The sequence below is a fragment of the Amycolatopsis sp. NPDC051102 genome, assembly GCF_040682815.1.
Classification (GTDB): domain Bacteria; phylum Actinomycetota; class Actinomycetes; order Mycobacteriales; family Pseudonocardiaceae; genus Amycolatopsis.
In genome coordinates this window covers 1-25,359 of sequence record NZ_JBFBBT010000006.1, presented here as the reverse complement: position 1 = coordinate 25,359, position 25,359 = coordinate 1, and the positions used below count along the sequence as shown (strand labels likewise).

Here is a 25,359-nt window from a genome sequence, read left to right as displayed (position 1 = left end):
AGAGGGGATCAGATCGTGAGGGCGAGCATCGCGTCGTTGATGTGGTCGATGAGCGACTCCACGCCGGAGAGCTCGAGCCGCTCGGAGTCGAAGTCACAGGCCAACCAGAGCTGGTCGTCCGGGCCTCCTCTGACAACCAGCTGAAAGGTCCCCAGCTCAGCCTGGTACTGCCTGATTCCGAGGTCGCGCTCGTCCGCCTTCGCCCAGGGGATGAAGTTGAAAAGAACTTGAGGATGGCTCAACGTACGTTTCGCCGGGTCTGGCTCACCGCACAACTGCATCGAGTACTCCCACGGCGTGGTGTACCACGGAAGAACGTCGAGCCAGGAGGCGGTGGCGGCTTCCAGGGCCTTGTGCGGGTCGGCAAGGGCATTGTGCCTGACCCGCACTGGAAGGATGTCCGCGATTGCTCCGAGGGTGCGGCGGTTCTCTGGACGTCTGCCGACGACGTTGGTGCGTAGGACCGTGTCGGTAACCGAGCCGGCTCGAGCGATGCCGCACACAATGGCGGCCAGTAAAAGGATGAAGGGCGAGGACCTGAGCCTGCCCGAGGTCGCGCGGAGTGTGCGCAGAGGCACAGGCAGGACCGACAAAATCGAGGTCGTGGTGCCGCTCAACCGGCCACCCGTTCGTCGCGCGAAGGGAAAGGCGGGGGGTGTGTCAGGAGTGATGCCTTCCAGGTAACGGCGCCAGAAGGTGTTTGCTTCGTTGTCCTGACGGTATGCGTTTTCCGGGAAGGTTGCCCGCTGCCACGAGAGCCACTCTGGGTATCCGCCTCCGGCGAGTTGGCAGACGGCCTTCGACCCCAGGAGTACGTCACGGAACAGGCGTGCGCTCGTCCCGTCGCTGATGTGGTAGTCGAAGCTGGTGGAAAGAGTACGCACCACCTTTCCCTGTTCGTCCGGGTGACGCGTAAGCATCGCGTGCCAGAGCGGAGTCCCTGACTGCCGCTGAAAAGACTGCGGTAGTCCGGGAAGCTGGGAAAAGCTGTCGGCTTCGTTCTGCTCCCATGGCGCATCGATGCCCGGCGCAAATTCGAGGTGACCGTCCGGGCGGTCCTCGAGATACGTGATCTGCAGCGAATGTTCGCAGGCAATAAGTTCGTCGAGCCGAGATCGCAACACCTCGTCGGACATTTCATCAGGAACTCGGAAGCGAACTTCTCGGGCGTCCAGTTCGTCCGGGCCTTCACCGTCTCGCTGGAGAAGCGTTGAAGTCCAGCGTTGCTGCCAGGACAACCCGTCACGTATTCCGGGGATTCGTTTCATCATACGCTCTTCCTCTCACCGCTGGTAGCTGCCAGCGTGTTGTACCGCACGCCCATGGACGTCAGCCGTAGTAAGTGATGCGGCAGAGCTGCCATGTACTCGCGTTTTCGGCCACCTCCGGACCAGCACCGCTCAGCGATGGCCGTCAACCGGGGGAATGCCCGCCAGTCGACCAGAGACGGCCGCGGAAGGTACTCAGCCCAAAGCATTCCTTGGCTGCCGAGAACACGACCCTCGGCACCCGCCGGAACGGGTTCGTAGTCATAGACCTGGCTCAGTGGCAGGGGCCCGTCGATGGCTGTGGGTTCCCTCGGCGAATCCGTCTCGGCTCGGTCGAGATAGACGAACTGCTCCGGCACCGCGACTACCTCATGTCCGCGCGCCAGCGCATAACCCACCCGGGCCGCGCTCTGCCACGCGAAGATGAGCGCTTCGCGTGGGAGACCAACCTCAAGCTGGTCGTCCCAGGCGGCGAACTTTCGGCCGTGTTCCTGCAGATGCCGGCCCATCGTCGTGATCCACCAGCTCGCGAGGGCCGCGGCGCCGTTCAATCCCTCATCGTTGACACGCTGCCGAGCCTCGGTGCTAGACCGCCACTCGTCGAGGGGAATCTCGTCGCCCCCGAGGTGGATGTAGTCGAAGGGGAACACGTCGACGAGTTCGTCGAGGACATGACGCATGAAGTCCAGCGTCGTATCTCGCGTATTGAGGATATGCGGCGAGATACCCCACGCCGCCCGGACCTTGAGCTGCACATCCGGACGGTTACCCAAGCCTGGGTAGGCGCTGACCGCCGCTTGCATATGACCAGGCAGATCCAGTTCAGGCATGACCTGAACGCCCCGAGCCGCCGCGTAGGACACCAGGATCCGCAGTTCCTTTTGGGTGTAGTAGCCACCGTGACGCGTGCCGTCAAAGCGGCCCTCGTCGAGATGGCCGGACGAACTCTCCGCACGAAACCCCCCGATCTCCGCAAGTCGAGGGTACCGGGAGACCTCGAAACGCCAACCCTGGTCGTCGGTCAGATGCAGGTGCAGGACATTGAACTTGTGCATTGCCAATCGGTCGACCATGCCGAGCAGGAAGGACAACGGCTGGTACCACCTGGCCACATCTACGAGAACCCCTCGCCACGGCAATCGGGGCACATCGGTCACGGCCACGCCCGGAAGGGTCCGCGGTGCGGAGCCGGCGGGCACTGCCGTGCAGGAAGCCAGCTGACGCAGCGTCTGCAGGGCCCACACGTGTCCCTGTTCGGTCTGAGCGTGAATGGAGACGTTCTGACCGTTGATACGTAGCCGGTATCCTTCGTCGCCGAGCTCAGGTTCGTCGATCAGACTGAAGCGCAGTGTCGCGGCTTCGGCTGCCATATCGTCGGCACGCCCGGTCGATGGAGACAACAACTCCTCCGCAAGTCGTGTCACTGCCGGTGAAGCCAACACCTGGGCGCCCGGGCCCAATACGCAGCCCTGAGATGTCGGCACGACTTGGGAGGGGGTAGGAATGATGTGTATGGCAGTCCTGGGTTGGTCGGTCAACTATGAGCCCTTTCCTAGGGGAACGGTGCGGGCGGTCGAGTGCCCCTCCCTCAGGTTCTGCCACGAAGACCCGGGCATCGGTGGTGACATCCTTCCGGGCGTCCCGACGCAGTGCGATCCCAACACTGACCACGGCCTTGGCCGTTCGCTCCTCTCACACCAGGCCGGACATTGGCCTTCGGTCACTTCCGTCCATCCGGCCGGCTCACCTTGGAGGGCGAGCCCTTTTCCGGGGCCAAGGACGGCGGGTCGCGGACGAAGGGGGCGGCAATGAGTTCCGGGTTCTTCGAAAGATCCCGCATAAAACGGCGGTCATTGTCGTCCGGACAGAGGGGATCAGATCCACGGGGTCACGGGATGATATGGACTCCTCCTCGGGGAGCTCCGCTCCGACCGCTACCCGCCGCTGAACCCGGCGCAAACTGCCAGTTCGAGTATGCGAGTCCGCCAGTTCGCTCACGGTCGACACACTACCCAAGGCGTCGCGAGCCGTCAGTACCCAGCTGTGTTCGAGGCCTCTTCGGTGCTGGCCGAGGATGGTCGCGCGAAGTCATAAGACCGCTGTTCGCGTCACTGATTCCTAGGTGGAATCGGCGGAGCCGTGCCAAGGTTCACGGAGAATCGACACGCGGGGTAACGCCGTTGCGTCAAACCCCCAGCCGCGCGGTCAAGTGACTCGTCGGCGAGGCCACCGCGCTCTGTCGTTGCCGAGGACGGTGGCCAGAATACGGTCGGCTTGGGAGATGCTCGTCCTTGGCGCCCGCGCCTCGCGCGCGAAGTCGCCAGCCACCCCGGCGTTCGGGCCGAAGCTTGCGGTCAGTCCCGGACGTCACGGGGCAGCGCCGACTATGCGCGGGATGTCATATACGCGTTCGACGAGACCAAGGCTCGAGCATGGATGGACAAGTGGCGGCTGTCGCCGGCAACCGCGTGATGGAGGTATCGATTGAAGCGCTGTTCGCCGCCGATTGGCTTCGATCAGCGGCGGGTGGAAAAACAAAGCAGGCTCGCGTTCCAGCTGAGTCTGAGGTGGAGTTGCCAGCGATTACCTTGTATCGTAGAATCATACGTTTATAGTTGGATGTTCAACTGCGCGCGCCGCGCAGTTGAGCCGTATGAACGAAGCCGATGTGCAGCTCTGTGACGGCAGTGAGAAAGCTGCAGCAGTTGCGTTGTCCACATGCCTACCTCACAAGACCGCCGGTGCCGGTGCGATCCGTCGACGGTCAAGTGGGGAAGTTCCCCAGTTGACGTTCAGCTGCGTCGTGCGACGCAGCCTCGGCGAGGTCGGCAGCAGTTGCACCAGGGATCCTCGCCACTCAGGAAACATCACCTTCGTCACCGCGCGCGGCAGGTCCGTGCAGGCTTGCCCGGCCGGCGCCATGCTGGCACTGGACTCGACCTCGCTTCGGTGAACGCGCCCGACTATGTGCGGCGGCGGCCCGATCCCGCGCATGCCGTCACTGCGCACTGGACGAACCTTCTCGGCCGAAGACACTGCCAATCCTGCGTCCCTCCGCCACCAGTCTCGAGCGTGACCGTTCAGCTGCCGAAGCCGCCTTGGCCTTGACCAACCACAACGGGCGCACCGAATACGTCAACCACGAGATCAAGATACTCAAGCGTCAGCCACACAGTTTTTCGGCTGCCACGGTAAGATGAGGATCATGAAGTTCAGCGTCTGCATACCCTACAGGGCAAGGATCGACAACCTTCGCATTGCGCTGGAAGGCTTGGAAAATCAGGACCTTCACCGCGACGACTTCGAGGTTTGCATCGGCGCTATGGAGTACTGCCCCGATTTCGTGACCCTGTGTGCCGAATTCGAGGACGCCCTTGACATCGTGTCGGTTCTCTCCTCGCGCGAGTTCCACATACCCCGAGCTCGTAACCTCGCCATGCGGAGCGCGGGCGGGGATGTCATCGTCCAGATGGATGCCGACACACTGCTGCACCCCCGAGCGCTCAGCACTCTGTACGACCGTCATTTCTCGCTCGGTCAGCAGCAGTGTGTCGTCGGGCAGGTCGTCGGCTACGGCAATAATCAGGACGGCGACGTTGACCAAGTCGAGCAGCGCCCCTACCGTGAGCACCTGCGCGAGCTTCAGACCATGGTCTCGTCGGAATCCTGGCCCAGCGATCCTCGCTTCGGGTACGACCACAACATTCCTTGGGCATTCGTGTGGACCGGCCTCGTCGCACTCCCTCGGTCGGCCGTTGTCGAGCTGGACCTGTATTTCGACGAGGACTTTCAGGGGTGGGGCGTCGATGATCTGGAGTGGGGCTTCAGAATCAGCGCCTCGGGGCTTCCCATCAACCTGCAGGCCGACGTTTTCGCCCTGCATCTCCCACACGCCCGCGACGCCGCTGCCAACGAGCGCACCGAGTTGGCCAACTACCGTCGCTTTATACGCAAGTGGCCTCGCCGGGATGTCGAACTATCCATGACAGTTGGTGATGTATGTGCCAACAAAATATGGTTCGCTTACCTTGCCGAACTGAAGCGCGCAAGCCAAGCTCACACCATCGCTGCTGCCCGCGGGAAAATGGGCACACGGTCAGCATTGCTGCTCGGCATTCCCGTGGACGAGCAGGAGTTACCCACCAGGCTCGCCGATCGGGCTCGCATCGGGTCGGGGGACTGGCAGTTGTGGCCGCTCACGGGAACTGCCCTGCCGCTGGAGGACGAGGAGATAGACGTTTGCCTGCTGGACTCGAGCATACACCGGCTCTCGCGGAAGACTCGCGAGTCCGTACTCAACGAAGCCCATCGCGTAGCCAAGACCGTCCAGGAACTGGCCTTCCTCGATGACAGCGCTTACCTCTGATGCCGAGCTTCTCACCATTGCGGTCAGTGCTGCCCGTCGCGGCGTTGCCGCCATCCGGGAGCGCCTCTTACCCACGCTGTTACCGCACCATAAGCAGCCCACCGATGTGTTGACCGAGGCAGATCTGGCCAGCGATAGGGCCATCACGTCCTACCTGCGTGGCCACCGCCCCCACGACGCCCTCCTGTCCGAGGAGCAGGCAATCCGGGACCCCATCGGCCGGGGCGGCTACCGCTGGCTCATCGACCCCCTCGATGGATCGGTCAACTATGCCAACGCCATCCCTCATTACTGCGTCAGTGTCGCGGCTCAGCGTCACGACGACAATGCCTGGCACACCGTGGTTGCCGCAGTGCTGGACGTCGTGCGCCGTGAGGAATTCACCGCCGCACTCGGCCATGGTGCCCACCTCAACGGGCGGCTCATCACGCCCAGCACCACCAACGTCATGGCCGCAGCACTAGTTGCCACCGAGTACTCCTACGACCGCGCCCACCGCGCCCACCAGATCCAGCAATTGGCCTTCCTGCTAGGTCAGGCCCGCGACGTGCGCAGTACCGGCAGTTCGGCACTCGACCTGTGTTGGACTGCCTGCGGCCGTCTCGACGCTTTCGTCGAAGACGACCTCGAACTCTGGGACTGGGCAGCCGCTGCACTCGTCGTGACCGAGGCCGGCGGACACGCCACACCCGTCGGCAGCGGCGTGGCGGCCTCGGGTAACGCGCTCCACCCCGCGCTGCTTGAGTGTTTATCGCGCTGATTACGCTCTCAGGGAAGCGAGCGCCGCGTACGCGCCGCCCCGAAATTGTTGCGCCAGAAACGAAGGCAGGGTCCTGCGCACACTCCGCGCGGGACACGGTCGCGCTGGTTGCACTGATTCCTGGCGGACGGCTCGACCGTTCCTGGGCCGCGCCGCCATCGACACCTCGGTGTGAGTCGATCCCTTCCATGAACCGCGGCGTCCTGGCTCGCTTCGAGCCTGGCGAGACCCGACCTGAGGGAACGTTTGCTCTATGAGTACCCGTGCGCGTACTCGACGGCGCCCTGCTCACTGGGCCGGGCGGGCATGGCTCCCCTCGCGTCAACGCCCACGTGAGAGTGCTCCGGAGCCGGGATGTTGACCACGGCCGGGCTGCCGGTTGTCCGCGCCGAGCCAGTAAGCCGCCTCAGCGGGTGGCGCTTTGGATCGGCAGACGTTCGACGTCGCGGTGACCGGTGCGCTCACGGGAATCCCGGCCAGTGGCTATTCTTCAAGCCGTGGTGGTGCTCCAGCTGTTAGTCTGGACGTGACGCAGTATCGAGGGTCTTATGCGTTGGCGTCGGGCACTGTACGAAGTGATGTAGCCGGCGAAAGGTGATCAAGATGATGGTCCTGAAGAATCTATTGGCTCCTCTTCGCAGGTTGAAGGACGAGGCAAGGTGGCGTAAGAAGCAACGAGAGTTGCGACGCCGCGACCCGCATCTGTACAAGTAATCGACGGTTGGCTTCGACATGGTGATTTGGGGGATTTCGGCACTGTCACACGACGCTGCGCTGGCGGTACTGGATGGAAACCGGGTCCTGTTCGCCGCGCACGCCGAGCGATATTCTCGCCGGAAGAACGACAGCGAACTGCACCCCCGGCTCGTCGAGGAGGCGCTGGAGTTCGGGGACCCCTCGGCCATCGTCTGGTACGAGCGCCCGCTGCTGAAGAAGACGCGGCACCTCTATGCGGGGCAGTACCGGGAGACCTTCGACCGGAAGGATCTGCCGCGCCGTTACCTGAGCGGCTTCGACATCCCGGACGGCTACGCCTTCCATGCGGTCGGCCACCATGATTCCCATGCCGCGGCGGGGTTTCTGACCAGCGGCTTTGATAGCGCATGCGTGGTGACCGTCGACGCAATCGGCGAATGGGAGTGTGCCACTGTGCGGGCCTACGGCCCATCGGGGCACCGGGTTCTCCGCCGTCGTCACTACCCTCACAGCATCGGCCTCCTGTACAGCGCTTTCACCCGTCGCTGCGGCTTCAAGCCAAACGAGGAGGAGTACATCCTCATGGGTCTCGCCGCACTGGGTGAACCACGCCATGCGAAACAGATCCGGGACGAGTTCATCGAATACGGCGACGGTGACTACCGACTCAAAGTCAACGTCCACCGAGGGATCGGAAACTGGTTGCCGGAGGCGTCGGAAGAGGATCTTGCGGCCAGCATTCAAGCGGTCACCGAGGAAGTGCTGCTGGACATTGCGCGATGGTCGCGCCGAGCGTCGGGGGCGCAAAATCTCGTACTCATGGGCGGCGTCGCACTCAACTGCGTCGCGAATGCTCGAATTGCCAGGGAAGCGGGTTTCGAGGAAGTCTTCATCTTTCCTAATCCAGGCGACGCGGGATCTAGCATCGGGGCGGCGGCAGCTCATCTCGGAACGAAGATCGACTGGGGTGGGCCATACCTCGGAACGGCGATCGATCGGCCTTACCGGCAACGGGACATCGTCGGCGCACTCGAGGCGGGAAAGGTGATCGGTATCGCCAACGGACGCGCCGAATTCGGACCGCGTGCCCTGGGCAATCGTTCGCTGGTGTGTGATCCGCGCGGCAATGACGTCAAGGACAAGGTCAACGGAATCAAAGGCAGGGAACCGTTCCGCCCGTTCGCTCCGGCTGTTCTGGAGGAGCTGGCGCATGAATACTTCCACCTTCCGGTCCGCCGGTCACCTTACATGCAGTTCACGGCCGCGTGCCGGTTCCCGGAGGCATTCCCGGCCATCACCCACCATGACGGGACGAGCCGGGTGCAGACGGTGTCGCGCTCGGACAACCCGCACTTCTACGACATGATAAAAGAATTCTACAGGCGGACGGGGTGCCCGATGGTTCTCAACACGAGCCTGAACGTGAAGGGAGAACCGTTGGTGAACACCGTGGACGACGCTAACCGCTTCGCCGCACTCAACGGCGTGGACGTGTTCTGATGGCAATCCCGGACATTAGGCTGCTCGTGGCCAACGGCTGCAGCATGACCTACGGGGACGAACTTGGCGAACGCCTCGAAACCGGCTGGGCGGCATTGGTGGCGCGCCGTCTGGAAGCCGAACTCGTCAACCTGGGCGCATGCGCCGGAAGCAACCAGCGGACGGTTCGGCTGACAGTCGAGAAACTGGGAGGACTGGTCGGCGAGCGCGGCCTGCGGCCGGACCAGGTATTGGTCCTTTCCATGTGGTCGCGAATGAACCGGTTCGAGATCTTCGGTGGGGAGCGCGACCTGCACGGCGGTCTGCCGGAGAACGTCGCTGATCCCGGGTGGATTCGCATCCACCCCACATACATCCCGCGCCGGGACGCCCGCTCGATTGCCTGGTACAAGCATCTGCAGAACGCCACCGGCGATCGGTTGACCTTCCTGCTGCTGTGGACGTTGTTCGATTCCTGGCTAGCCGAGAAGGGCTACCACTATGGATTCCTGTGGGCCTTCGACCCCGAACCCGAGCTGGCGATGGAAGGCGCCGCCTACCTCGCGAATCTGAAGGGGGCCCGGGTCATCGGCGGGGATCGGCTTCCGCTCGGCGGACCTTCGTTGTTTTCCATCGGTCAGGAGCTGGACGATCTGGGGCCGGATCGGCACCCGCTCGAACGGTCCCAGGCCCGTTACGTGGATGACCACCTGTGGCCGTGGCTACGGGAAGTGCTTCTGGCTCAACCGGACGAGCGCTACGGCGCGAGCAGGGAGGCGGATGATGGTCGCGTTGACCTTGACCGATGAGCAGCGCCGGCGGATGGACGAGGACGGCTACATTGTCATCCCAGACGCGCTGTCGCAGGAAGAATGTGACCAGTTCAGCAGGTTGCTCGACACGTTGTGGTTCAGCGAGGGGCTCTTCCGCACGCACGACTTCGACGAGAACGTCCAGTTCGTTCCGAACCTGCTCCAGTACTCGTCGAGCTTCGAACGGTGCGTGTCGGACGCCAGGGTTCTCGACGCCGTGCAAGTCGCGCTCGGGGCGAGATTCCGGCTCAACAGGTTGCAGTCCCGGCGAGTGGACCCCGGTGGTGGCCACCAGCCGCTGCACGACCTCGAGCGGTCCAGGGGAGGACCGTACTTCAAAGCCAACGTGATCTGGTGCCTTGACGAGTTCACGCCGGATAACGGGTCGACCCGCGTGATCGCGGGAAGTCATCGCTCGGGTGAGCCGTTCCTGTCCCGCTGCACGGACCCCGACCTGCCGCACCCGGACGAGCAGCGGGTACTCGCCAGTCGCGGCTCGGCGATCGTGCACAACTCTCATCTGCTGCACGGAGGCACCAAGAACGAGTCGTCGGCGCCCAGGCGAAGCATCCACACCGCGTACGCGACGCTATCCACGGAACCACACTGGAGTTTCGACGACCTCCCGCCGGAGATCCGCGGCCAGCTGAGTTCGCAGACGCTTGCCCTCCTGTATCCGGACGATGAGAGCCGGCGCGAGCGGTTCCCGGTCGCGCTCGGGAGCTGCGGGGTGAACGTCACCGATCTCGGCGAGTCGATCCGTTTCTACGAAGCCGCATTGGGCTTCGAAGTCGTGCGTGCCGAGACGGATGGTGAGTACCCATACGCCCTGATGGGCCGCGCGGGGACGGTGCTTTTGACCTTGTGGCAGCAAGCCGGGAGCCGGTTCGACCGGTCCGTGGCCGGCTTGCATCATCTGTCGTTCGAAGTTCCAAGCGTCGACGACTTGACGTCGGTCGAGGCCGCGTTGCGCGAGACCGGAGTCGTGGTCCGCGACGAGAGCGTCCCGGGTGCGGCGGCCGAGACCGGGCAGGTGTTCTTCGAAGACCCGGACGGGATCCGCTTGGAGGTCTACACCGAGGACGTCCGGGCCCGACGTCGGGACTCCGGCCGAGGGCTGCCACGATGTGCGTTGCTGAGCGAACCAACCGACGAGGAGTCCTGAACCGTGTCCGCAGACCAGGCTGCAGCTGTTGAAGTCGATGTCGCGCTGGTGAAACAGCTCTTGGCCGACCAGTATCCGCAGTGGGAGGCACTGACCGTGACGCCGGTGGACTCCGGCGGCACGGACAACGCGATCTTTCGGCTCGGCGACTCGATGTCCGTGCGGATGCCGAAGGTGGAGTGGTCGGTGGGGCAGGTCGACAAGGAGCAACGCTGGCTTCCATACCTGGCGCCACGGTTGACGTTGCCCATTCCGGAACCGGTGGCCATGGGGTTCCCCGGGCGGGGTTACCCGTGGCGGTGGTCGATCTACGGCTGGCTCGAGGGCGACGTAGCCAAGGCTGACGAGGTGGGCTCGTCGGTCGCCCTGGCGCAGGATCTCGCGCTCTTCGTCCGAGAGCTCCATGCTGTCGACGCGACGGGCGGGCCCGAGCCTGGCCCCCACAACTTCGACCGTGGGCTTCCACTGGCCGGTCTCGACCAGGAAACCAGCGAGGCCATTGCCGACCTGGAGGCGATCGGGGGACTCGCTGACGTGGACAGGATTCGCGAGGTCTGGGCGTCGTCGTTGGCGTTGCCGAAGTGGGAACACGCGCCAGTGTGGGTGCACGGCGATCTGCAGGCGGGGAACATCTTGCTGCGGGACGGCCGGCTCGCAGCCGTGCTCGACTTCGGCGGCCTGGGTGTCGGTGACCCGGCGTGCGACCTGCTCGTGGGCTGGAATCTGTTCAGCGGTGCGGCTCGCCAGGCGTATTTCGACGGCGTCGGTGCCGACGACGCCACGTGGGCCCGGGGCCGCGCATGGGCGTTCGCCGTCGCCGTCATCCAGCTTCCGTATTATCACACTCGTAGGCCGCGCATCGCGGCGAACGCGACGCACGTGATCGGCCAGGTGCTGGAGAGCATCGACTCGGAGTGACTTGCACACCGGGTTCGCTTATCCGCCGCGGATCTCGCGGACGATGGCGACCTGCGCGTGCAAGGTCCTTGCGGACAGCATCCGCCGGACCGGCAGCCGAATGTCGAACTCGGTGTTCGCCCGGCGGATGAGCCTGCTGATGAGCAGCGAATCCCCACCCAGGGCGAAGAAGTCGGCCGTGTCGGACAGGTCATCCAGTCCCAGGATCTCCGACCAGATCTGCCGCATGGCGGTCGCCGCGTCGACTTCGTGGTGGTGACCGGTCTCCTCGGGCGGACCGGCCGCTACGGGCGGGACAAATGCTGTGTTTTTCCCGCCGGGCATCGTCTCCGGTGCGACTCGCACCGGCCCGAAGAATGGATAGGGCGGCAGGTGCAGCCGGCGCGCCCGCGATGGGGGAGCGACCGGGACAGGGTGACCCAGTGTCCACATGGTCCCGAGGCCGGACAAGACCGCGTTCCCCTCGGCACCAGCCCTCCGGCCCAGCGTAGCGGTCGTGAATCCGACGCCTTCGGCGAACGCCGACAGCGAGCAGCCAGGGCCGACTTCCACCGTCGTCGCGGCCGGGAATTCCAGGTGCAGTGCTTGCAGCGCCTGATCGAACAGGACTGGGAGACGTGCCTGGTCCGCCAGCATCTGCGCGGCGGGCGCGGCGCCGGCGGGCAGCATCGCACCGCTGACGCTGAGCGCCACCGGAATGGCCGCCTCGCCGAGAGACATCGTGTCAGCCACCTTCGCCAGAGTGCGGACGGCTGGTTCGATCAGCCGGGAGTGGAATGCGCGCGTGGTGCGCAACGTGCGTACGGGAACGGTGTCACCCACCTGGCCTCGTAGCGCAGCCACGGCAGCTGCCGACCCCGAGAGCACGCAGCTGTCGGGGCCGTTCACCGCCGACAGCTCCAGCTCGAGGTGCCATCGTTCGACGAGTGCGGCTGCTTGGTCGGCCGGTCCGGCGAACGCCGCCATGGCTCCCTCGGAACACTCCTGCATGGCCTCACCACGGCGGCTCACGAAGTTTGCGGCATCGGTCAAGGAGAGGACACCGGCGATGTGCAGTGCGCTCAGCTCACCCAAGCTGTGTCCGCATACTGCTGCGGGGGCGACTCCGAGATCGATCAGACTCCGCGCGGCCGCCACCTGCAGTGCGAAGATCGACGGCTGTGCCAGCGCGGTCTGGTCGATCTCGTCCGGCGGAAAGTCGGTGTCGAACAGCGCCTGCATGATCCTGGTGGCATCACGCGGGGGGAAGGTGTTCAGGACGTCGTCAAGGTGCTCACCGAAACCGGGAAGAGCAGCGTCGTACGGTATCGCCATGCCCGCTCGTTGCGTTCCCTGACCGGGGAAGACGAAGATGGCCGGGTCGGGGCGGTCGCGGCGAAGTCGCCGCTGAACCCGTTGATGGGGTCGGCGCAGCCGTTCGGCGACCTCGGAGCTGGACCGTCCGGTCACCGCCAGCCGCTCGCCGAGGTGCGTTCGCCCGGCCGCGAGAGTGGCGCAGGCCTCGGCCAGGTCCGGCTGCTCACGGTCAAGGTGATCGGCTAGCTGCCCGGCGAGCCGGTCCAATGTCGCGGTGTCCGCGGCGGACACGAGGACGAGCTGATCGCGCGGTTCGGCGCCAGGGGGCCGGTTTCCACGGTTGTCGCGGAACTGTTCGATGACGATGTGGGCGTTGGTTCCGCCGATGCCGAAGGCACTCACGCCCGCGCGCCGCGGCGCGGTTCCGGCATCGAGCGGGGTGGCCTCGGTTGGCAGCCACAGTGGCGAATTCTCGATGTCCAACAGGGGATTGAGCGCAGTGAAGCCGGCCACCGGCGGCACGACACCGTCGCGCACGACGAGGATGGCTCGAATCAGCCCGGCGAGGCCCGCGGCCGCGTCGAGATGGCCGATGCTGGCCTTCAGCGCACCAACCGCCACCGCCGCGTGACGGGCGCCCGCGGCCCGGTAGGCGTTGGACGCGGCCGTCCACTCGATGGGGTCGCCCAATGGCGTTCCGGTGCCGTGGCTCTCCAGGTAGCCGACGGAGTCGCCGCCGACGTCGGCGAGGGTCAACGCCGAGCGGATGGCGGCTTCTTGGCTGGCGGGCGAAGGGACGTAGAAGCCAGCCTTGGCGTTGCCGTCATTGTTGACAGCTGAGCCGAGAATGACTCCGTGCGGCGGCGCATCGGCGTCGTTGACGTCCTCCAGCCGGCGGAGCACGACGCAGGCGACTCCCGAACCCGGAACTACCCCGTCGGCGTCTTTGTCGAACGGTCGGCAGCTGCCCGTCGGCGACAGCACGCCGCCGGGCAGGTGGAGGTAGCCGGCCTGGGGGTAGCCGAATCCCGCGGCGACCACGATCGCCTGGTCGCAGTCCCGGTTCAGCAGCGCTTGCACGGCAAGGTGTGTGCTCACCAAGGACGAGGAACATGCTGTCTGCACTGCGAGGGCAGGCCCCGTGAGACCCAGCTTGTAGGCGATCCGTGCGGCCGCGAAGTCAGGGTCGCTGCCGTGGATCAGGTCGTCCACCAGGTCGGGATCCATGTCCGGTGTGTGCCGCATCGCGGCTCTGAGGTAGCCGCTGCCGGTCATGGAGGCGAACACGCCGGTGGTTGCTGCCGGGTGGCGGGGAGCGATTCCCGCGTCCTCGAGGGCGTTCCAGGAGACCTCGAGCATGAGGCGGTGCTGGGGGTCGATCAGTTCCGCCTCACGGGGACTGATTCCGAAGAAGTCGTGGTCGAAGCGAGCCCACCGGCCCAGGTGGCCGTGGAGAGGAACGTAGTCGGCGTCGGCGACGATCCGTTCCGGTACGCCAACGGCGAGAAGGTGCTCCCGGGTGTATCGCCGGGTGTGCACGGCACCGGCCAGCTGTGTTCGCCACCACGCGGACAATCCGCCGGAATAGTCGTCGATGCCTGGCAGGTAAGCCGCCATTCCGGTGACGGCGATGTCGAGTGACTGGTCCCGCTCGGACAAGCGCTGGTTTCCCCTCTGCGGTGTATTCGGTGAACTGGTCGTCTTGGCAGACGGGTTTGACTCTGCGCACCCACCAGGATCCCCACGATCATCGTTGTCCGAACTGCTGATTGCGTCAACTGACAACGAAGATGGGAAACCCGAAGGCACCGGTTTCGGCTAGAGTGGCGAGCGGGCACCCATGCCGTGGGCTCGTGGCACGCGAATTGAGTGGGGGGTATGTGCTGTGTTTCCGAATGCCGCTTGGACCCGTGGGGAACGGGCAGAGCCGGGGCGCGGTGGTATTCATGCGGCGGTGACCCGTGTCGCTCGTATGGCGCCCGGGCGCACTGCGCTCGTCGACGGAGAACGCCGGGTTTCGTACGGCGAGCTGGACGCGCTGTCCGAGGTCGCGAGCGGTCATCTGCACGAACTCGGCGTCCGCCCGGGTGAATTCGTCCCCATCGTGCTCCCGCGCGGAGCGGACCTCGTGATCGCGGTGCTGGCCGTGCTCAAGCGCGGCGGTGTGTATTCGCTGCTGCCGCCGGACTGGCCGAAGTCCCGGCAGGAACTCGTGCTGCAGCAGCTCAACGGCCGCGCTGTCATTGCCGGACCCGCGGCCACGGAAGAGTTCGCCTGGCCTGTGCTGACCCCGGAAGACCTGGCTCGACCAGCCGCGCATCCACCGGTCGTCCGGGTCGAAGGCAGCGATCCTTGTTGTGTTTTCTTCACTTCGGGAACCACTGGTCTACCGCGGGGGGCCGTGTCCCCGCATCGGGCCACGGCGAGGCTTTTCGGTCGGAATTCCTTCATCCCGCCCGACCGGCACATCGTGATCCCGCTGGCCGCCGCTCTCCCGTGGGACGCCTTCTCCCTCGAGTTGTGGGCTGGGCTGGGCTCGGGAGGTACTTGTGTGATTGTGGAGGAGCCGTTCCTCACGCCTGATGTGCTGCGCGAGGGAATCTCACGGCACGGCGTGAACACTGCGTGGGCGACCAGTAGTCTCTTCACCATGATCGTCGAGGAGGACCTCGACGCGATGGCGGGACTCGACCTCGTGCTCACGGGTGGCGAACGTTTGTCGGTTCCTCATGTGGAGCGTTTCCTGCGTCGTTGGCCGGATACGACCCTGATCAACGGATACGGTCCCGTGGAGAGCACGGTATTCGCTACCACGCATCGAGTCATCATCGAGGACTGCCGTCGCCCGGGCGGTATCCCCTTGGGCCGGCCCGTTCCCGGCACAGAGGTCTTCGTCCTCGACGGTGATCGTGAATGCGCGGTCGGGGACTCCGGTGAAATCTGCATCGCCGGTGCCGGCCTGGCTTCATCTTATCTGGCGGATTCCGAGCTCACGGCTGAGAAATTCAGGACCATCGAGCTGCGTAGCGAGATGGCTCGCGTCTTCCGTACGGGTGATTTCGGGAGGTGGGCGACGGACTCGGTTCTCGAGTACCTCGGACGCCGCGACCGGCAGCTCAAGATAGCCGGTGTCCGCGTGGAGCCGGCGGATATCGAGCGGAAGATCGAAAAAGAGCTCGATTCCGTGGCTTCCTGCCGCGTGGTGGGTGAGCCGGGGAAGGCGGGCCGGCCGGCCCGGCTCCTCGCGTTCTGCCGCCCCAGGCGCGACGGCGACCCGTTGCGGGAAGCCATCGGCGTGCTACGGGGACGGCTTGCTCCGTTCGAGGTGCCGGCCGTGGTGAAGAGCGTGGCAGCGTTTCCGCTCACGGGGCGCGGCAAACTCGACGAGCGGGCGCTGCTGTCGGAGCTCGACGAGCCCAGGACGCGTACGCCGCAGATATTCCCAGATCACCGGGGACCGGAGGATCTCGAGTCTCTGGTATCGCGCATCGTGGCAGAGGTGCTCGAACGGTCGCCGGTGGCGTCGGACTGTTCGCTGTTCGAGCTTGGGCTGACGTCGCTGTCCGCCGCTCGAGTCTGTGCCAGGGTGGGGACGCGCCTGGGGATGTCCGTGCCGATGACGGTCTTGCTCGACCACCCGGATGTGGGCTCGTTCGCCGCGGCGTTGCGCAGGCTTGAACCCGGCCAGGGCGAGGGGACCTTGCCGCCGCCGGGCGAATCAGCGGTCACGCGGCTATCGCCGATGCAGACCGTGCTGCTGACTCGGGACGCGGTCGAGCCGCGCAACCGCACGAACCACTGCCTGGTCGTATGGCGGGTGCGGGGTGCGGTCGACCTCGACCGGCTCGAACGAGCCGTCGGCGCCGTGCACGCTGCGCACCGGTCGCTGCGTGCTGCGTTCGTGCTCGACCCTCGGCCAGGGATGCATGTGACCGACATTCCCGCACCGCCCGTCGAGGTGCTGGGCGACTGCGAGGACGAGCAGTCGGCCCTGGACGCACTCCGGAAGCTGCTCGGTCAGCCACTGGAGCCAGCGGGAGCCGACGTGTGGCGTGTCGCGGCCGTCCGGTTCGCAGACCGGAACTGGATCCTGGGTGTCGTGGTGCACCACGTTGCATTCGACGGGTGGTCGGAGGGCGTGCTGGCCGACGACCTTTCCGAGGCTTACGCCAATGGGACGGAACCGACGGTCGAGCCGGCCGGGCCGGAACCGGTTCGTGCTCGGCACGGAGTCGGCGATGCGCACGATCGGACGGTGGCGGATCTCCTCGCTGAGGCGGTGTCCGAGCTGCGAGGGGTTCCGGAGCTACGTTGGCCGGAGTCGGGCGCCGGTCCGGCGGGCGAGCCAGGTCACCAGGTGAAGACACTGTCCGCTTGGCACGTTTCGCAGATCGACGACGTCGCTCGGAGGCATGCGGTGACCCGGTTCGTGGTACTCCTGGCGGGGTGGGCGCGGGCGATGGTCGATCTGACCGGACAGGATGACTTCGCCGTTGGAGTCCCGATGGTGGATCGGAGGCTGCCAGAGCTCGAGAAGATGATCGGGTGCTACATCACCATGCTGCCGTTGCGGTTTCGCGGTGTGGCGCTGCACGGCGGGAGTGAAGGAATTCGGGCAGTGGCAGGGCTGGTGCGCGCGGCCATGGCGCGTTCGCAGGTTCCCTTCCCGAGGCTCGCCGAGCAATTGCACAGTGTCGGCTCCCGCCGTCCACCCGTCTTCCAGACTCTGTTCGCACTTCAGGACAACCCGGAACCCCGGCTCGACATCGCCGGTGCCCAGGTGGATTTCCTGCGGCAGTCCTACCTCGACCTCCCCTTGGAATTGCATGTCGAACTCTGGCCGTCGCAGAACGGCGACCTGGTAGTGTCGGCCTCGTATCGGCGAGAGGCCGTGTCCAGTGCCACCGCGAGCGGGTTCGTGGATCGCATGACCGATGTGCTCGCCCGCGTCGGGAGTTGGGCTTGAACGATCTCGATATTCCCTTCGACCACCTCACCCGGCCGACGTCGCACGCTTCGGGGGTCGTACACGACGTGTGGCGGTGGATGAGGACACATGAATCCGTGCACTGGCATGAACCGGGTGAGTTTCCCGGCTTCTGGTCGCTGACGCGGTACGCTGATATCCGAACGGTCTACCAGGAACCAGCGACGTTCAGCTCCGCCGCGGGAGTGCTGTTGCGGCCTGCGACGTCCGGGAACGACCCGGGAAGCGGCCTGACTTTGGCGTTGACCGACCCGCCACGCCACCGGTATCTCCGGGCCGCGATCGCCGACCGGTTCGGCGAACGGTGCGCCCGCGTGCTCGGCGACGAGATGCGCGCAGAGGTCGCGGCGGTGGTCCACCGCGCGACCGAGCTGGGCACGTGTGACGTAGTGGAAGACGTCGGCGCGCGGCTGTCGACCTTCACCATCGCCCGGTTGATGGGCGTTCCCGAAGCCGACCGGGAGGTGTTCCTCAAGTGGACAGTCGAGGCGTTCACTACCGGCCGGTCCTTGACCACGCACCGGAAGCTCATGGACTATCTGGCCAAACTGATGTACGACCGGATGGTCACCGATGCCGACGATCTCATGGGGAGGCTGGTCAACCGATCCATCGAAGGTGAGCTCCTGTCCGAGACGGAGGTACTCCTCAATTGCGAGAACTTGATCGGCGCCGCGGAGAACGCCGGCCTGTCGATCGCTGGAGGCATCGTGGCGCTGGCACGGCATCCCGACGAATGGCGCCGCCTTCAACAGCGACGCGTGCACATTCCGGATGCGGTCGAGGAGATCCTGCGCTGGACCAGCAGCGCTACTCACAGCATGCGGACCGCCGTGCGCGATGCCGAGATCGGAGGCCGCAGGATCAAGGTCGGTGACCGAGTGGTCCTGTGGCTGCCGTCCGCGAATCGTGACGACGGTAAGTTCGACGCTCCCGAGACCTTCGACCTCGGCAGGCGACCCAACCAGCATCTGGCGCTCGGCGCCGGACCGCACGTGTGCATCGGCGGCACCATGGCACGCCACCAGATGCGGATGCTCTTCACCGAACTCCTCGATTCGGTCAGAGGGATCGAGCTCGCCGGACCGGTCCGGCCCATCCGCTCGATCACCGTAGGGGGCGCCGCCCACGCACCTGTGCGGTGGGTATTGCACTGATCCGGTCGGCTCACCACGAGGTGCGCAGTCAGACTTCCATGAGCATCCCACGGTCGCGAACCAAGACCTGCTCGACGCTCTCCGCCGAGGTTGGGTCGACGTGTCCGGTACTCACCTGCTGGGACCCTGGCCCTTCGGCTATCGCCGGGGCTCGATGCGTCTGCCCCTGTTTCCGGTAATGCCAGTCAGCCGGTTGCGGGAGAAGGAGGGTTGCGAGACTCTCCGTCCGGTGTCAACCGCAATCCGGGCGAGCTGCCGTAGTCCGGTTTGGGGTATGTATCCGTACCCGGTGAACGGTGGGTGATCAGGTCCTGCCTGGCCTTCCCGTATATCGCATGCTGGCCAGATGGGCGTCGTGATAGTGTGACGTCGGAGGCCGGTAGATCGACAGCTATCGAAGTCGACGCGGAGGGAAACGCCTGTTGGTCCCCATAAATTTGGGAATTCTCGCGCACGTCGACGCTGGCAAGACCAGCCTGACCGAACGGTTGCTGTTCGAGTCCGGGGCCACTGAATTACTCGGCCGTGTCGATAGCGGCACCACGCGCACCGACTCGATGTCACTCGAACGGCAGCGCGGTATCACCATTCGCGCGGCGGTTACGGCAATCAGGCTGGGCAGCACGGACATCAATCTCATCGACACCCCCGGGCACTCCGATTTCATCGCCGAGGTCGAGCGGGCGTTGGGGGTGCTGGACGCGGCCGTCCTGGTGTTATCCGCGGTCGAGGGTGTCCAGCCGCAGACCGTCGTCCTGTGGCGGGCGCTGCAGCGGGTCGGGATCCCCACCATCCTGTTCATCAACAAGGTCGACCGTGATGGCGCCGACCCGCATCGGGTGGTTGAACAGGTGCGGCAGCGACTAAGTGCCAACCTGGTTGTGCACGCGGACATCCGGCGCGCCGGAACGGTCGACGCCGAGGTCGAATTCGTCCCGGTCGTCACGGACTCGACCATGGAAGCCGTCGTGGAGACCGATGCGCATCTCCTCGCTCGCTGGGTGAACGGGCACATGGCGCCGGTTCACGAGCTACTCGCCGTGCTGCGTGCCAGAGTCGCGGATTCGGCACTGTTTCCCGTCGTCTTCGGTTCGGCGATCACCGGTACCGGGATGGACGTGCTGAAGTGGGTTCTCGCTGAGCTTCTTCCCGCAGCGGATCCGGTGGACGGCGAGAGCTCCGGCGTCGTCTTCGCGATCGATCATGATGTACGCGGCCGGAAGACCTGGGTGCGGATGTGGTCCGGCGAACTGCGCGTTCGCGACCGGCTGGCGCTAGGTGAGAAGGGTGGGGGACGGGTCACGCAGATCGTGGTCCCGACGCCGACGGGAAATGAGGAACGTTCGCGGGTCAGATCGGGCGATATTGCCGCACTGCGCGGCCTTGAAGCCAGAATCGGTGATTCGTTCGGCAAGCCACCGGAACGGAGTACGCCGAAACTGCTGCCGCCGACGCTTCAAGCGTTGGTCACCGCCACTGACCCGGCTCAAAGAGGCGTGCTGTTCGCCGCTTTGAGCGAGCTCGCCGACGAGGATCCGCTGATCGGGCTCGACCTGGACGAGGACAAGGGCGAGGCCACCGTCCGTATACACGGTGAAGTGCAGAAAGAAGTGATCGGCGCGCTCCTCGATGAGCGATTCGGAGTCAAGGCGTGTTTCGAAGACACGTCCGTCATGTGTGTCGAGACGGTCGTCGGTTCCGCCCGCGCCGCTGAGCGGATCCATGTCGACGGCAATCCTTACCTGGCCACCATCGGCCTCGAGCTGGAGGCCGATCCAAGCATCGACGGCGTGGAGTTCTTGCCGGGAACCCAGCGCGGACACTTGCCGGCATCGTTCATCGTCGCTTGCGAATCAGGCGTTCGGTCGGCGCTCACCCAGGGACTGTACGGATGGCCGGTGACGGGTTGCCGGGTCACCTTGACCGAGTCCGACTACGCCCCACGTCAGAGTCATGCGCACCAGAAGTTCAACAAGGCTATGTCGAGTGTCGGTGCCGACTTCCGCAATCTGGCACCGGTGGTGACATTGGCTTGCCTGCAAGCTGCTCGTACGCGTGTCTGTGAACCGATCGAGAATTTCGAACTCGAGGTTCCGAGCTCGTCACTCAACACGGTGATCAGCACGATTGGGCGGCTGGGTGCAGTGTTGACCAGAACGATCGAGGATGGCCGGTACCACCGGATCAACGGCTTCCTGGCGTCGGCGAAGATCGCCGAGACCGTTCGCACGTTGCCGAACATCACCGGTGGGGAAGGTATTCTTAGTTCCCGCGTCGACCACTACGAGCCGGTAACGGGGGCGGCCATGCCCCTGCGCACGCGAGTCGGCCCGGACCCCCGAGATCGCGAGGCTTGGTTCCGGGCCATGCCGCGCTAACCGATTCCGGTCAGATGGCAGGCCCGAAACCAAGGTTCCCGATATTGTCAGCCGGTGGCGAGCCGGTGAGCGAGGTGGTCGACTTCATCCTGGCTGATGGCGCCCTGGTATGCCCACACGCCACCGATCGATCCCGGCCACTGATCGACGAACTCGTCGCGGAACCATGCCTGTCCGACGTGCAGGCCGTGGTCGCCGTTCCACTTCGGCCAATTGTCTGGCAATGGGGTCTCGCCCTTGTCGTTACGGTTCGGCACGTGGATACGCGCGACGCCCGCCTCGAGGTCGTATACGCCCACGATCAGTACCCAGTCGTCGAGTTCACTTCGGGTGAGCTCGATCGACGAATACGCGTGCACCCAATCGACGGGTCCGTCGTCGGACCCGTCGATCGGGGCGACCGTGAAGTTCCAGTGCAGATGGAAATCTCCTGTTCCCTCGCCGCCATACTCAATGTTGCGTACGCCGAGGTAGAATGGGCTGTGGTAAGAGCCGCTCTGCGCGATGGCAGTGAGTGCGAACCAACCAGGGGGAAGGATACCGTCAGGTGGGCAGAGGTCGCTGTCGAGCCGTACCCAAGCGGCGATGCTGAAGCTTTCGTCCGTCACCACGGCCGGTTTGGCCGTCACCATGTCGAAACCGGCGCCGTCGCCTTTGACGCCTTGTGAGCCGGCCGTAGGGCCTGCCACCCAGACCGGATCCGAATCGGCGACAAGGTTGTTGCCATTGCCCGACTCATCTGCTATGACGCGGCCAGATCCCTCAGAAAAGGGCCACGCCCCGACCAGCCGAGGAACGCTTTTCGTGTCCGTGGTCATCCTTGTCCTTCCGTTCGGTCAGGTGAGATGCACCATTGAGTCTATGTTACGTGGATGCACCACCCAGTACGGAAGAGTCGCGCCAAAAATTGTCGTTTCAGTTACCATGAATGTCTGTGTCGCAGACGGCTGGCGTGGGCCAAGACGGAAGAGGAGGGGTCAATGGGGACAGGCAACACTGGACTGGAGCTCGCTCAGCTCGATCGCCTCGAAGCCGAGGGGTACCTGGTCATTCCTGATGTTCTGACCGCTCAGGAGTGCGAGGAGCTGGCGTCTGAGATGGAGTTGGCCTGGAAGACGCATGGGCTTGAGCGGCAGAGCTCGGACATGCCCGGCGTCCGGTTCATCAATAACGCGCTTGCGTACTCTGCCGCTTTGCAGAAGCCTGTGCTCGCACCGGCGATCCTGAGTGCGGTCCGCGCTGTGATCGGTGACCGGGTCCTGCTCAACCTGGTCAACAGTCGGACACCGGGTCCCCAAGCGAAGGGGCAACCGCTCCACGATCTCAGCCGTCGCCGAGGTCGGCCATTCTTCAAGTGCAGCGCGATCTGGTGTCTCGACGAGTTCACCGAGGAGAACGGGGCGACGCGAGTCTTGCCGGGGTCTCATCTCGACGACACCGAAGCCCTGCGGCACATGGGTGATCCCTTTGCCGTGCACCCTCACGAGGTGATCGTGGAAGCGCCCAAAGGGGCGGTCATCTTCCACAACTCGCATCTGATCCACAGCGGTCGCGCCAACAGGTCCGCACGCGATCGGCGGAGCATCCACGCTGCATACACGCCTCCGTCCGAGGAGACTCACTATGACTGGACCGCGCTTCCCGACGATATCGTCGCCGCGTTAACCGACGACATGCTGGACGTACTCGGCCTGCGAAACGCGTATCTGGAGATTCGCTGACCGAAGCGCGCGAACGTCGGTGGCGGCGGATGTCGAAGATCAGCTGGCCCGGTGCCAACTTCATCTTGCTCGCTTGTTGAACGGAGTTTCGGTAGATGGCCGAAAAGGACTTGCTGAAGGATCGCCCCTTCTTGATGCTGCTGTTGGGGCGTTTCCTCGCTATCATGGCGTCGGTAGCGGCGCCGTCGGCTGTCGCGTTCGGTGTGCTGGCCTCGCCTGGGGGAACCCCGACGAGGCTGTCGATCGTCATGGCTTGCGAGTCGGTGCCGATGCTCGCGTTCATGCTGGCCGGCGGCGTCGTCGCCGACCGGTACCGGAGAAACCGGGTCATCGTGGTAGGTCTCGCTTTGTCGGCGTCGTCCTTCACGATGATCGGCATCATCCTGGTCAGTGGCTGGCTTCCCTGGTGGGCATCGGGAATCTGTGCCGCTGCAGCCGGGATTGGCTTGTCCATCATGAATCCCGCGTTGGCAGGGATTGTTCCCCAGTTGGTCGCAGCCAAGGATCTGCACGCTGCGAACAACTTGATCGGACTGGTACGCAACACAGCGCGTATTCTGGGGGTGATGGTTGCCGGGGTTCTTGTCGCGGCCGTGGGCGGTGGTCGGACCTTGATAGCGTGTGGTGCGGCGTTCGTGATCGCTGCGGTGCCATTCGCGTTGCTGAGCATTCGTGTTCCTCGTGGGGGACCGCGTGAGGCGAACAGTTTCGTGAGGGACCTGCGCGACGGCTGGAAAGAGTTCACGAAGCGTGAGTGGTTGTGGGTTGTGGTGTTGCAGTCCTCGCTCCACTTCATGGCGTACGAGGCCGCTGTGGGGGTTATCGGTCCGGCGCTGGCGAATGCGGAACTCGGCGGCGCGAAGCCGTGGTCATGGATTGTTGCTTGTGAATCCGCAGGTATGTTCGCCGGCGTTCTCGTTGCCATGAAGTGGAAGCCGCGGCGGACGATCCTGGCTGGAGTGCTGGCCACTGCTCTGACAATGCCCACTCCGTTCATCCTTCTCGGGGTGGGCGCACCAGTCGTGATGGTCATGGGTGCGATGGTGCTGAACGGCATGGGTATGAGCATGATCGCGGTGCTGTGGGCAACCACGGTGCAGGTCAAGGTGCCGTCACACGCATTGTCGCGAGTTAGTGCCTATGACGCGCTCGGTTCTAATTTGATGGCCCCGGCTGGTCTGCTTCTCGCAGGACCGGCCATTGCGGTGCTGGGGACGCGGGGGGCCATTCTGGCAAGCGGTGGGATGCTTCTTGTCGTCACGCTCTTCTCGCTTCTCTCACGTGACGTCAGGGTGGTGCGCGTGGAGCCTAATGAAAAAACCGAGCAGGAAGTTCGTGCCACGGTCAGTGTGGATGCGGAGCGTGACGATTGACCGCTGAGGCGAAAATTGGTGCCCGCGGTGCGGAAGGCGCACCGCGGGCGGATCACTGAACGCCTCGGCTACCAGGCGACCGCAGACCGGCTCAACCGCGACCCCGTCACCAGTCCCGTCGACCCGAAGCGCGCCGTCGGCCACTGGATTCCTCGAACGTGCGCGACGTCCTCACCAATCCGAAGCACACCGGGCACATGGTGCGGATCTGGTCCGCGCAACCGGTTCACGAAGCTCTCGTCACGTTGGAAGATTGGCTGCAGGCGCAAGAATTCAGCCAACACCGCTTCGGGTCTCGCAGCGCCAGCAACACCAGCGTATGAACGGCAAGACCCGTCGTGGGTACGCCTGCCATGTGTGCGCCGAAGAAGGGTTACGTCCCGGAGGGGGACCCGGAATGGCAGCAGCGCATCGATGCCTTGCGCCGCGAGATCGACGACGCCCCGCGCATGATCAAGAACTTCGTCCGCAGCTTGGCTCTGTTCGACAGGCCGACGAAGGACCTCGTCGACGAAGTCAACGAGGAACTCGACGGGCTTCACAAACGTAAAGCCCAGCTCGCTGAAGTCGAAGAGGAGAACCAGCAGACGGCCAACCCCGACCTGCTTGATGCCCTGCCGGCGGAGAGGTCCGGGTGGAGGAGCTACCGGAGGATGTCGCCCGGCAGCTGTTCGAAGCCCTCCGGCTCGAACTCCGCTACAGCAAGAGCACCAACCGGATCAAGTGCACGGTCACCCTGCTCGGACCGACCGTCCCGGCAGCGCGCCAGGCTGCTCACGAAGCGGCCATCTTGCCGTTCGACCGGGACGGTCGGCGCGGCCAGCGCGACCGTGAAAACAAGAAAGGGGAGGATGTCATGTCCGACATCTCTCCCGTTCCCATCCTTGCGGTGCCCTCGGCAGGATTCGAACCTGCGACACCTGCCTCCGGAGGGCTGGACACCGTTGCATCAAGCAGAACGCCTTGACCTGCGAATACGAGGC

At 64.8% G+C, this 25,359-nt stretch carries 17 protein-coding genes; 13 read left to right on the top strand and 4 right to left on the bottom strand.

Going from position 1 to position 25,359, the window contains the following annotated elements:
• Positions 1-8: 8 nt before the first annotated feature.
• On the bottom strand, positions 9-1,271 hold the full coding sequence (locus tag AB0M93_RS19170; RefSeq protein ID WP_364275210.1) for a hypothetical protein: 1,263 nt from the start codon (positions 1,269-1,271) through the stop codon (positions 9-11).
• On the bottom strand, positions 1,268-2,806 hold the full coding sequence (locus AB0M93_RS19165; RefSeq protein WP_364275208.1) for a beta-N-acetylhexosaminidase: 1,539 nt from the start codon (positions 2,804-2,806) through the stop codon (positions 1,268-1,270). The genes AB0M93_RS19170 and AB0M93_RS19165 overlap by 4 nt, the downstream gene beginning before the upstream one ends.
• Before the next feature lie 1,667 nt (positions 2,807-4,473).
• Between AB0M93_RS19165 and AB0M93_RS19160 the strand changes: the two genes are divergently transcribed.
• The 6 genes from AB0M93_RS19160 (at position 4,474) to AB0M93_RS19135 (ending at position 11,464) form a co-directional block, all read left to right on the top strand.
• On the top strand, positions 4,474-5,634 hold the full coding sequence (locus AB0M93_RS19160) for a glycosyltransferase family A protein (RefSeq protein ID WP_364275206.1): 1,161 nt from the start codon (positions 4,474-4,476) through the stop codon (positions 5,632-5,634).
• Complete coding sequence (locus AB0M93_RS19155) at positions 5,615-6,394, top strand: inositol monophosphatase family protein (protein ID WP_364275204.1); 780 nt, start codon at positions 5,615-5,617, stop codon at positions 6,392-6,394. Before AB0M93_RS19160 ends, AB0M93_RS19155 begins: the two co-directional genes overlap by 20 nt.
• A 732-nt stretch (positions 6,395-7,126) precedes the next feature.
• On the top strand, positions 7,127-8,590 hold the full coding sequence (locus tag AB0M93_RS19150; RefSeq protein WP_364275203.1) for a carbamoyltransferase C-terminal domain-containing protein: 1,464 nt from the start codon (positions 7,127-7,129) through the stop codon (positions 8,588-8,590).
• Positions 8,590-9,378: a DUF6071 family protein gene (locus tag AB0M93_RS19145; protein WP_364275201.1), complete on the top strand. Its 789-nt coding sequence runs from the start codon at positions 8,590-8,592 to the stop codon at positions 9,376-9,378. Before AB0M93_RS19150 ends, AB0M93_RS19145 begins: the two co-directional genes overlap by 1 nt.
• On the top strand, positions 9,353-10,546 hold the full coding sequence (locus AB0M93_RS19140; protein ID WP_364275199.1) for a phytanoyl-CoA dioxygenase family protein: 1,194 nt from the start codon (positions 9,353-9,355) through the stop codon (positions 10,544-10,546). The genes AB0M93_RS19145 and AB0M93_RS19140 overlap by 26 nt, the downstream gene beginning before the upstream one ends.
• Before the next feature lie 3 nt (positions 10,547-10,549).
• Positions 10,550-11,464, top strand: coding sequence for an aminoglycoside phosphotransferase family protein (locus tag AB0M93_RS19135; protein WP_364275197.1), 915 nt, complete (start codon positions 10,550-10,552; stop codon positions 11,462-11,464).
• 18 nt (positions 11,465-11,482) lie between these two features.
• Here the strand turns inward: AB0M93_RS19135 and AB0M93_RS19130 are convergent, their stop codons facing one another.
• A complete protein-coding gene (locus AB0M93_RS19130) occupies positions 11,483-14,419 on the bottom strand; it encodes a type I polyketide synthase (RefSeq protein WP_364275196.1) in 2,937 nt (978 codons plus the stop codon).
• 295 nt (positions 14,420-14,714) lie between these two features.
• Here AB0M93_RS19130 and AB0M93_RS19125 point away from each other — a divergent pair, with 295 nt between their 5' ends.
• The 3 genes from AB0M93_RS19125 to AB0M93_RS19115 all read left to right on the top strand — a co-directional run bounded on the left by AB0M93_RS19125 (position 14,715) and on the right by AB0M93_RS19115 (position 21,282).
• Positions 14,715-17,726 carry an AMP-binding protein gene (locus tag AB0M93_RS19125; RefSeq protein WP_364275194.1) on the top strand — a complete coding sequence of 1,004 codons (3,012 nt, stop codon included), beginning with the start codon at positions 14,715-14,717 and terminating at the stop codon, positions 17,724-17,726.
• Positions 17,723-18,904: a cytochrome P450 gene (locus AB0M93_RS19120; protein ID WP_364275192.1), complete on the top strand. Its 1,182-nt coding sequence runs from the start codon at positions 17,723-17,725 to the stop codon at positions 18,902-18,904. Before AB0M93_RS19125 ends, AB0M93_RS19120 begins: the two co-directional genes overlap by 4 nt.
• 422 nt (positions 18,905-19,326) lie before the next feature.
• Entirely contained in the window at positions 19,327-21,282 is a 1,956-nt protein-coding gene (locus AB0M93_RS19115; protein ID WP_364275190.1) for a translation factor GTPase family protein, read from the top strand.
• A gap of 47 nt (positions 21,283-21,329) precedes the next feature.
• Here the strand turns inward: AB0M93_RS19115 and AB0M93_RS19110 are convergent, their stop codons facing one another.
• Positions 21,330-22,100 (bottom strand): LamG-like jellyroll fold domain-containing protein, encoded by a 771-nt coding sequence (locus AB0M93_RS19110; protein WP_364275188.1) that lies wholly within the window; start codon positions 22,098-22,100, stop codon positions 21,330-21,332.
• A 162-nt stretch (positions 22,101-22,262) separates the two neighbouring features.
• Between AB0M93_RS19110 and AB0M93_RS19105 the strand changes: the two genes are divergently transcribed.
• From AB0M93_RS19105 to AB0M93_RS19090, 4 genes are all read left to right on the top strand, one after another.
• The gene (locus AB0M93_RS19105) at positions 22,263-23,003 is read left to right on the top strand and encodes a phytanoyl-CoA dioxygenase family protein (protein ID WP_364275186.1); all 741 of its coding nucleotides are present in this window, start codon (positions 22,263-22,265) and stop codon (positions 23,001-23,003) included.
• Positions 23,004-23,098: 95 nt separating this feature from the next.
• Positions 23,099-24,376, top strand: coding sequence for an MFS transporter (locus tag AB0M93_RS19100; RefSeq protein WP_364275184.1), 1,278 nt, complete (start codon positions 23,099-23,101; stop codon positions 24,374-24,376).
• A gap of 158 nt (positions 24,377-24,534) precedes the next feature.
• Complete coding sequence (locus AB0M93_RS19095) at positions 24,535-24,699, top strand: hypothetical protein (RefSeq protein WP_364275182.1); 165 nt, start codon at positions 24,535-24,537, stop codon at positions 24,697-24,699.
• 311 nt (positions 24,700-25,010) lie between these two features.
• Positions 25,011-25,343 (top strand): hypothetical protein, encoded by a 333-nt coding sequence (locus AB0M93_RS19090; RefSeq protein ID WP_364275180.1) that lies wholly within the window; start codon positions 25,011-25,013, stop codon positions 25,341-25,343.
• Positions 25,344-25,359: the final 16 nt, after the last annotated feature.

Bases quoted from the DNA above. Each gene is read 5' to 3' on its own strand.
- AB0M93_RS19170 (WP_364275210.1), bottom strand. From the start codon at position 1,271: ATGATGAAACGAATCCCCGGAATACGTGACGGGTTGTCCTGGCAGCAA.
- AB0M93_RS19160 (WP_364275206.1), top strand. From the start codon at position 4,474: ATGAAGTTCAGCGTCTGCATACCCTACAGGGCAAGGATCGACAACCTT.
- AB0M93_RS19155 (WP_364275204.1), top strand. From the start codon at position 5,615: ATGACAGCGCTTACCTCTGATGCCGAGCTTCTCACCATTGCGGTCAGT.
- AB0M93_RS19100 (WP_364275184.1), top strand. From the start codon at position 23,099: ATGGCCGAAAAGGACTTGCTGAAGGATCGCCCCTTCTTGATGCTGCTG.
- AB0M93_RS19150 (WP_364275203.1), top strand. From the start codon at position 7,127: ATGGTGATTTGGGGGATTTCGGCACTGTCACACGACGCTGCGCTGGCG.
- AB0M93_RS19110 (WP_364275188.1), bottom strand. From the start codon at position 22,100: ATGACCACGGACACGAAAAGCGTTCCTCGGCTGGTCGGGGCGTGGCCC.
- AB0M93_RS19105 (WP_364275186.1), top strand. From the start codon at position 22,263: ATGGGGACAGGCAACACTGGACTGGAGCTCGCTCAGCTCGATCGCCTC.
- AB0M93_RS19140 (WP_364275199.1), top strand. From the start codon at position 9,353: ATGGTCGCGTTGACCTTGACCGATGAGCAGCGCCGGCGGATGGACGAG.
- AB0M93_RS19145 (WP_364275201.1), top strand. From the start codon at position 8,590: ATGGCAATCCCGGACATTAGGCTGCTCGTGGCCAACGGCTGCAGCATG.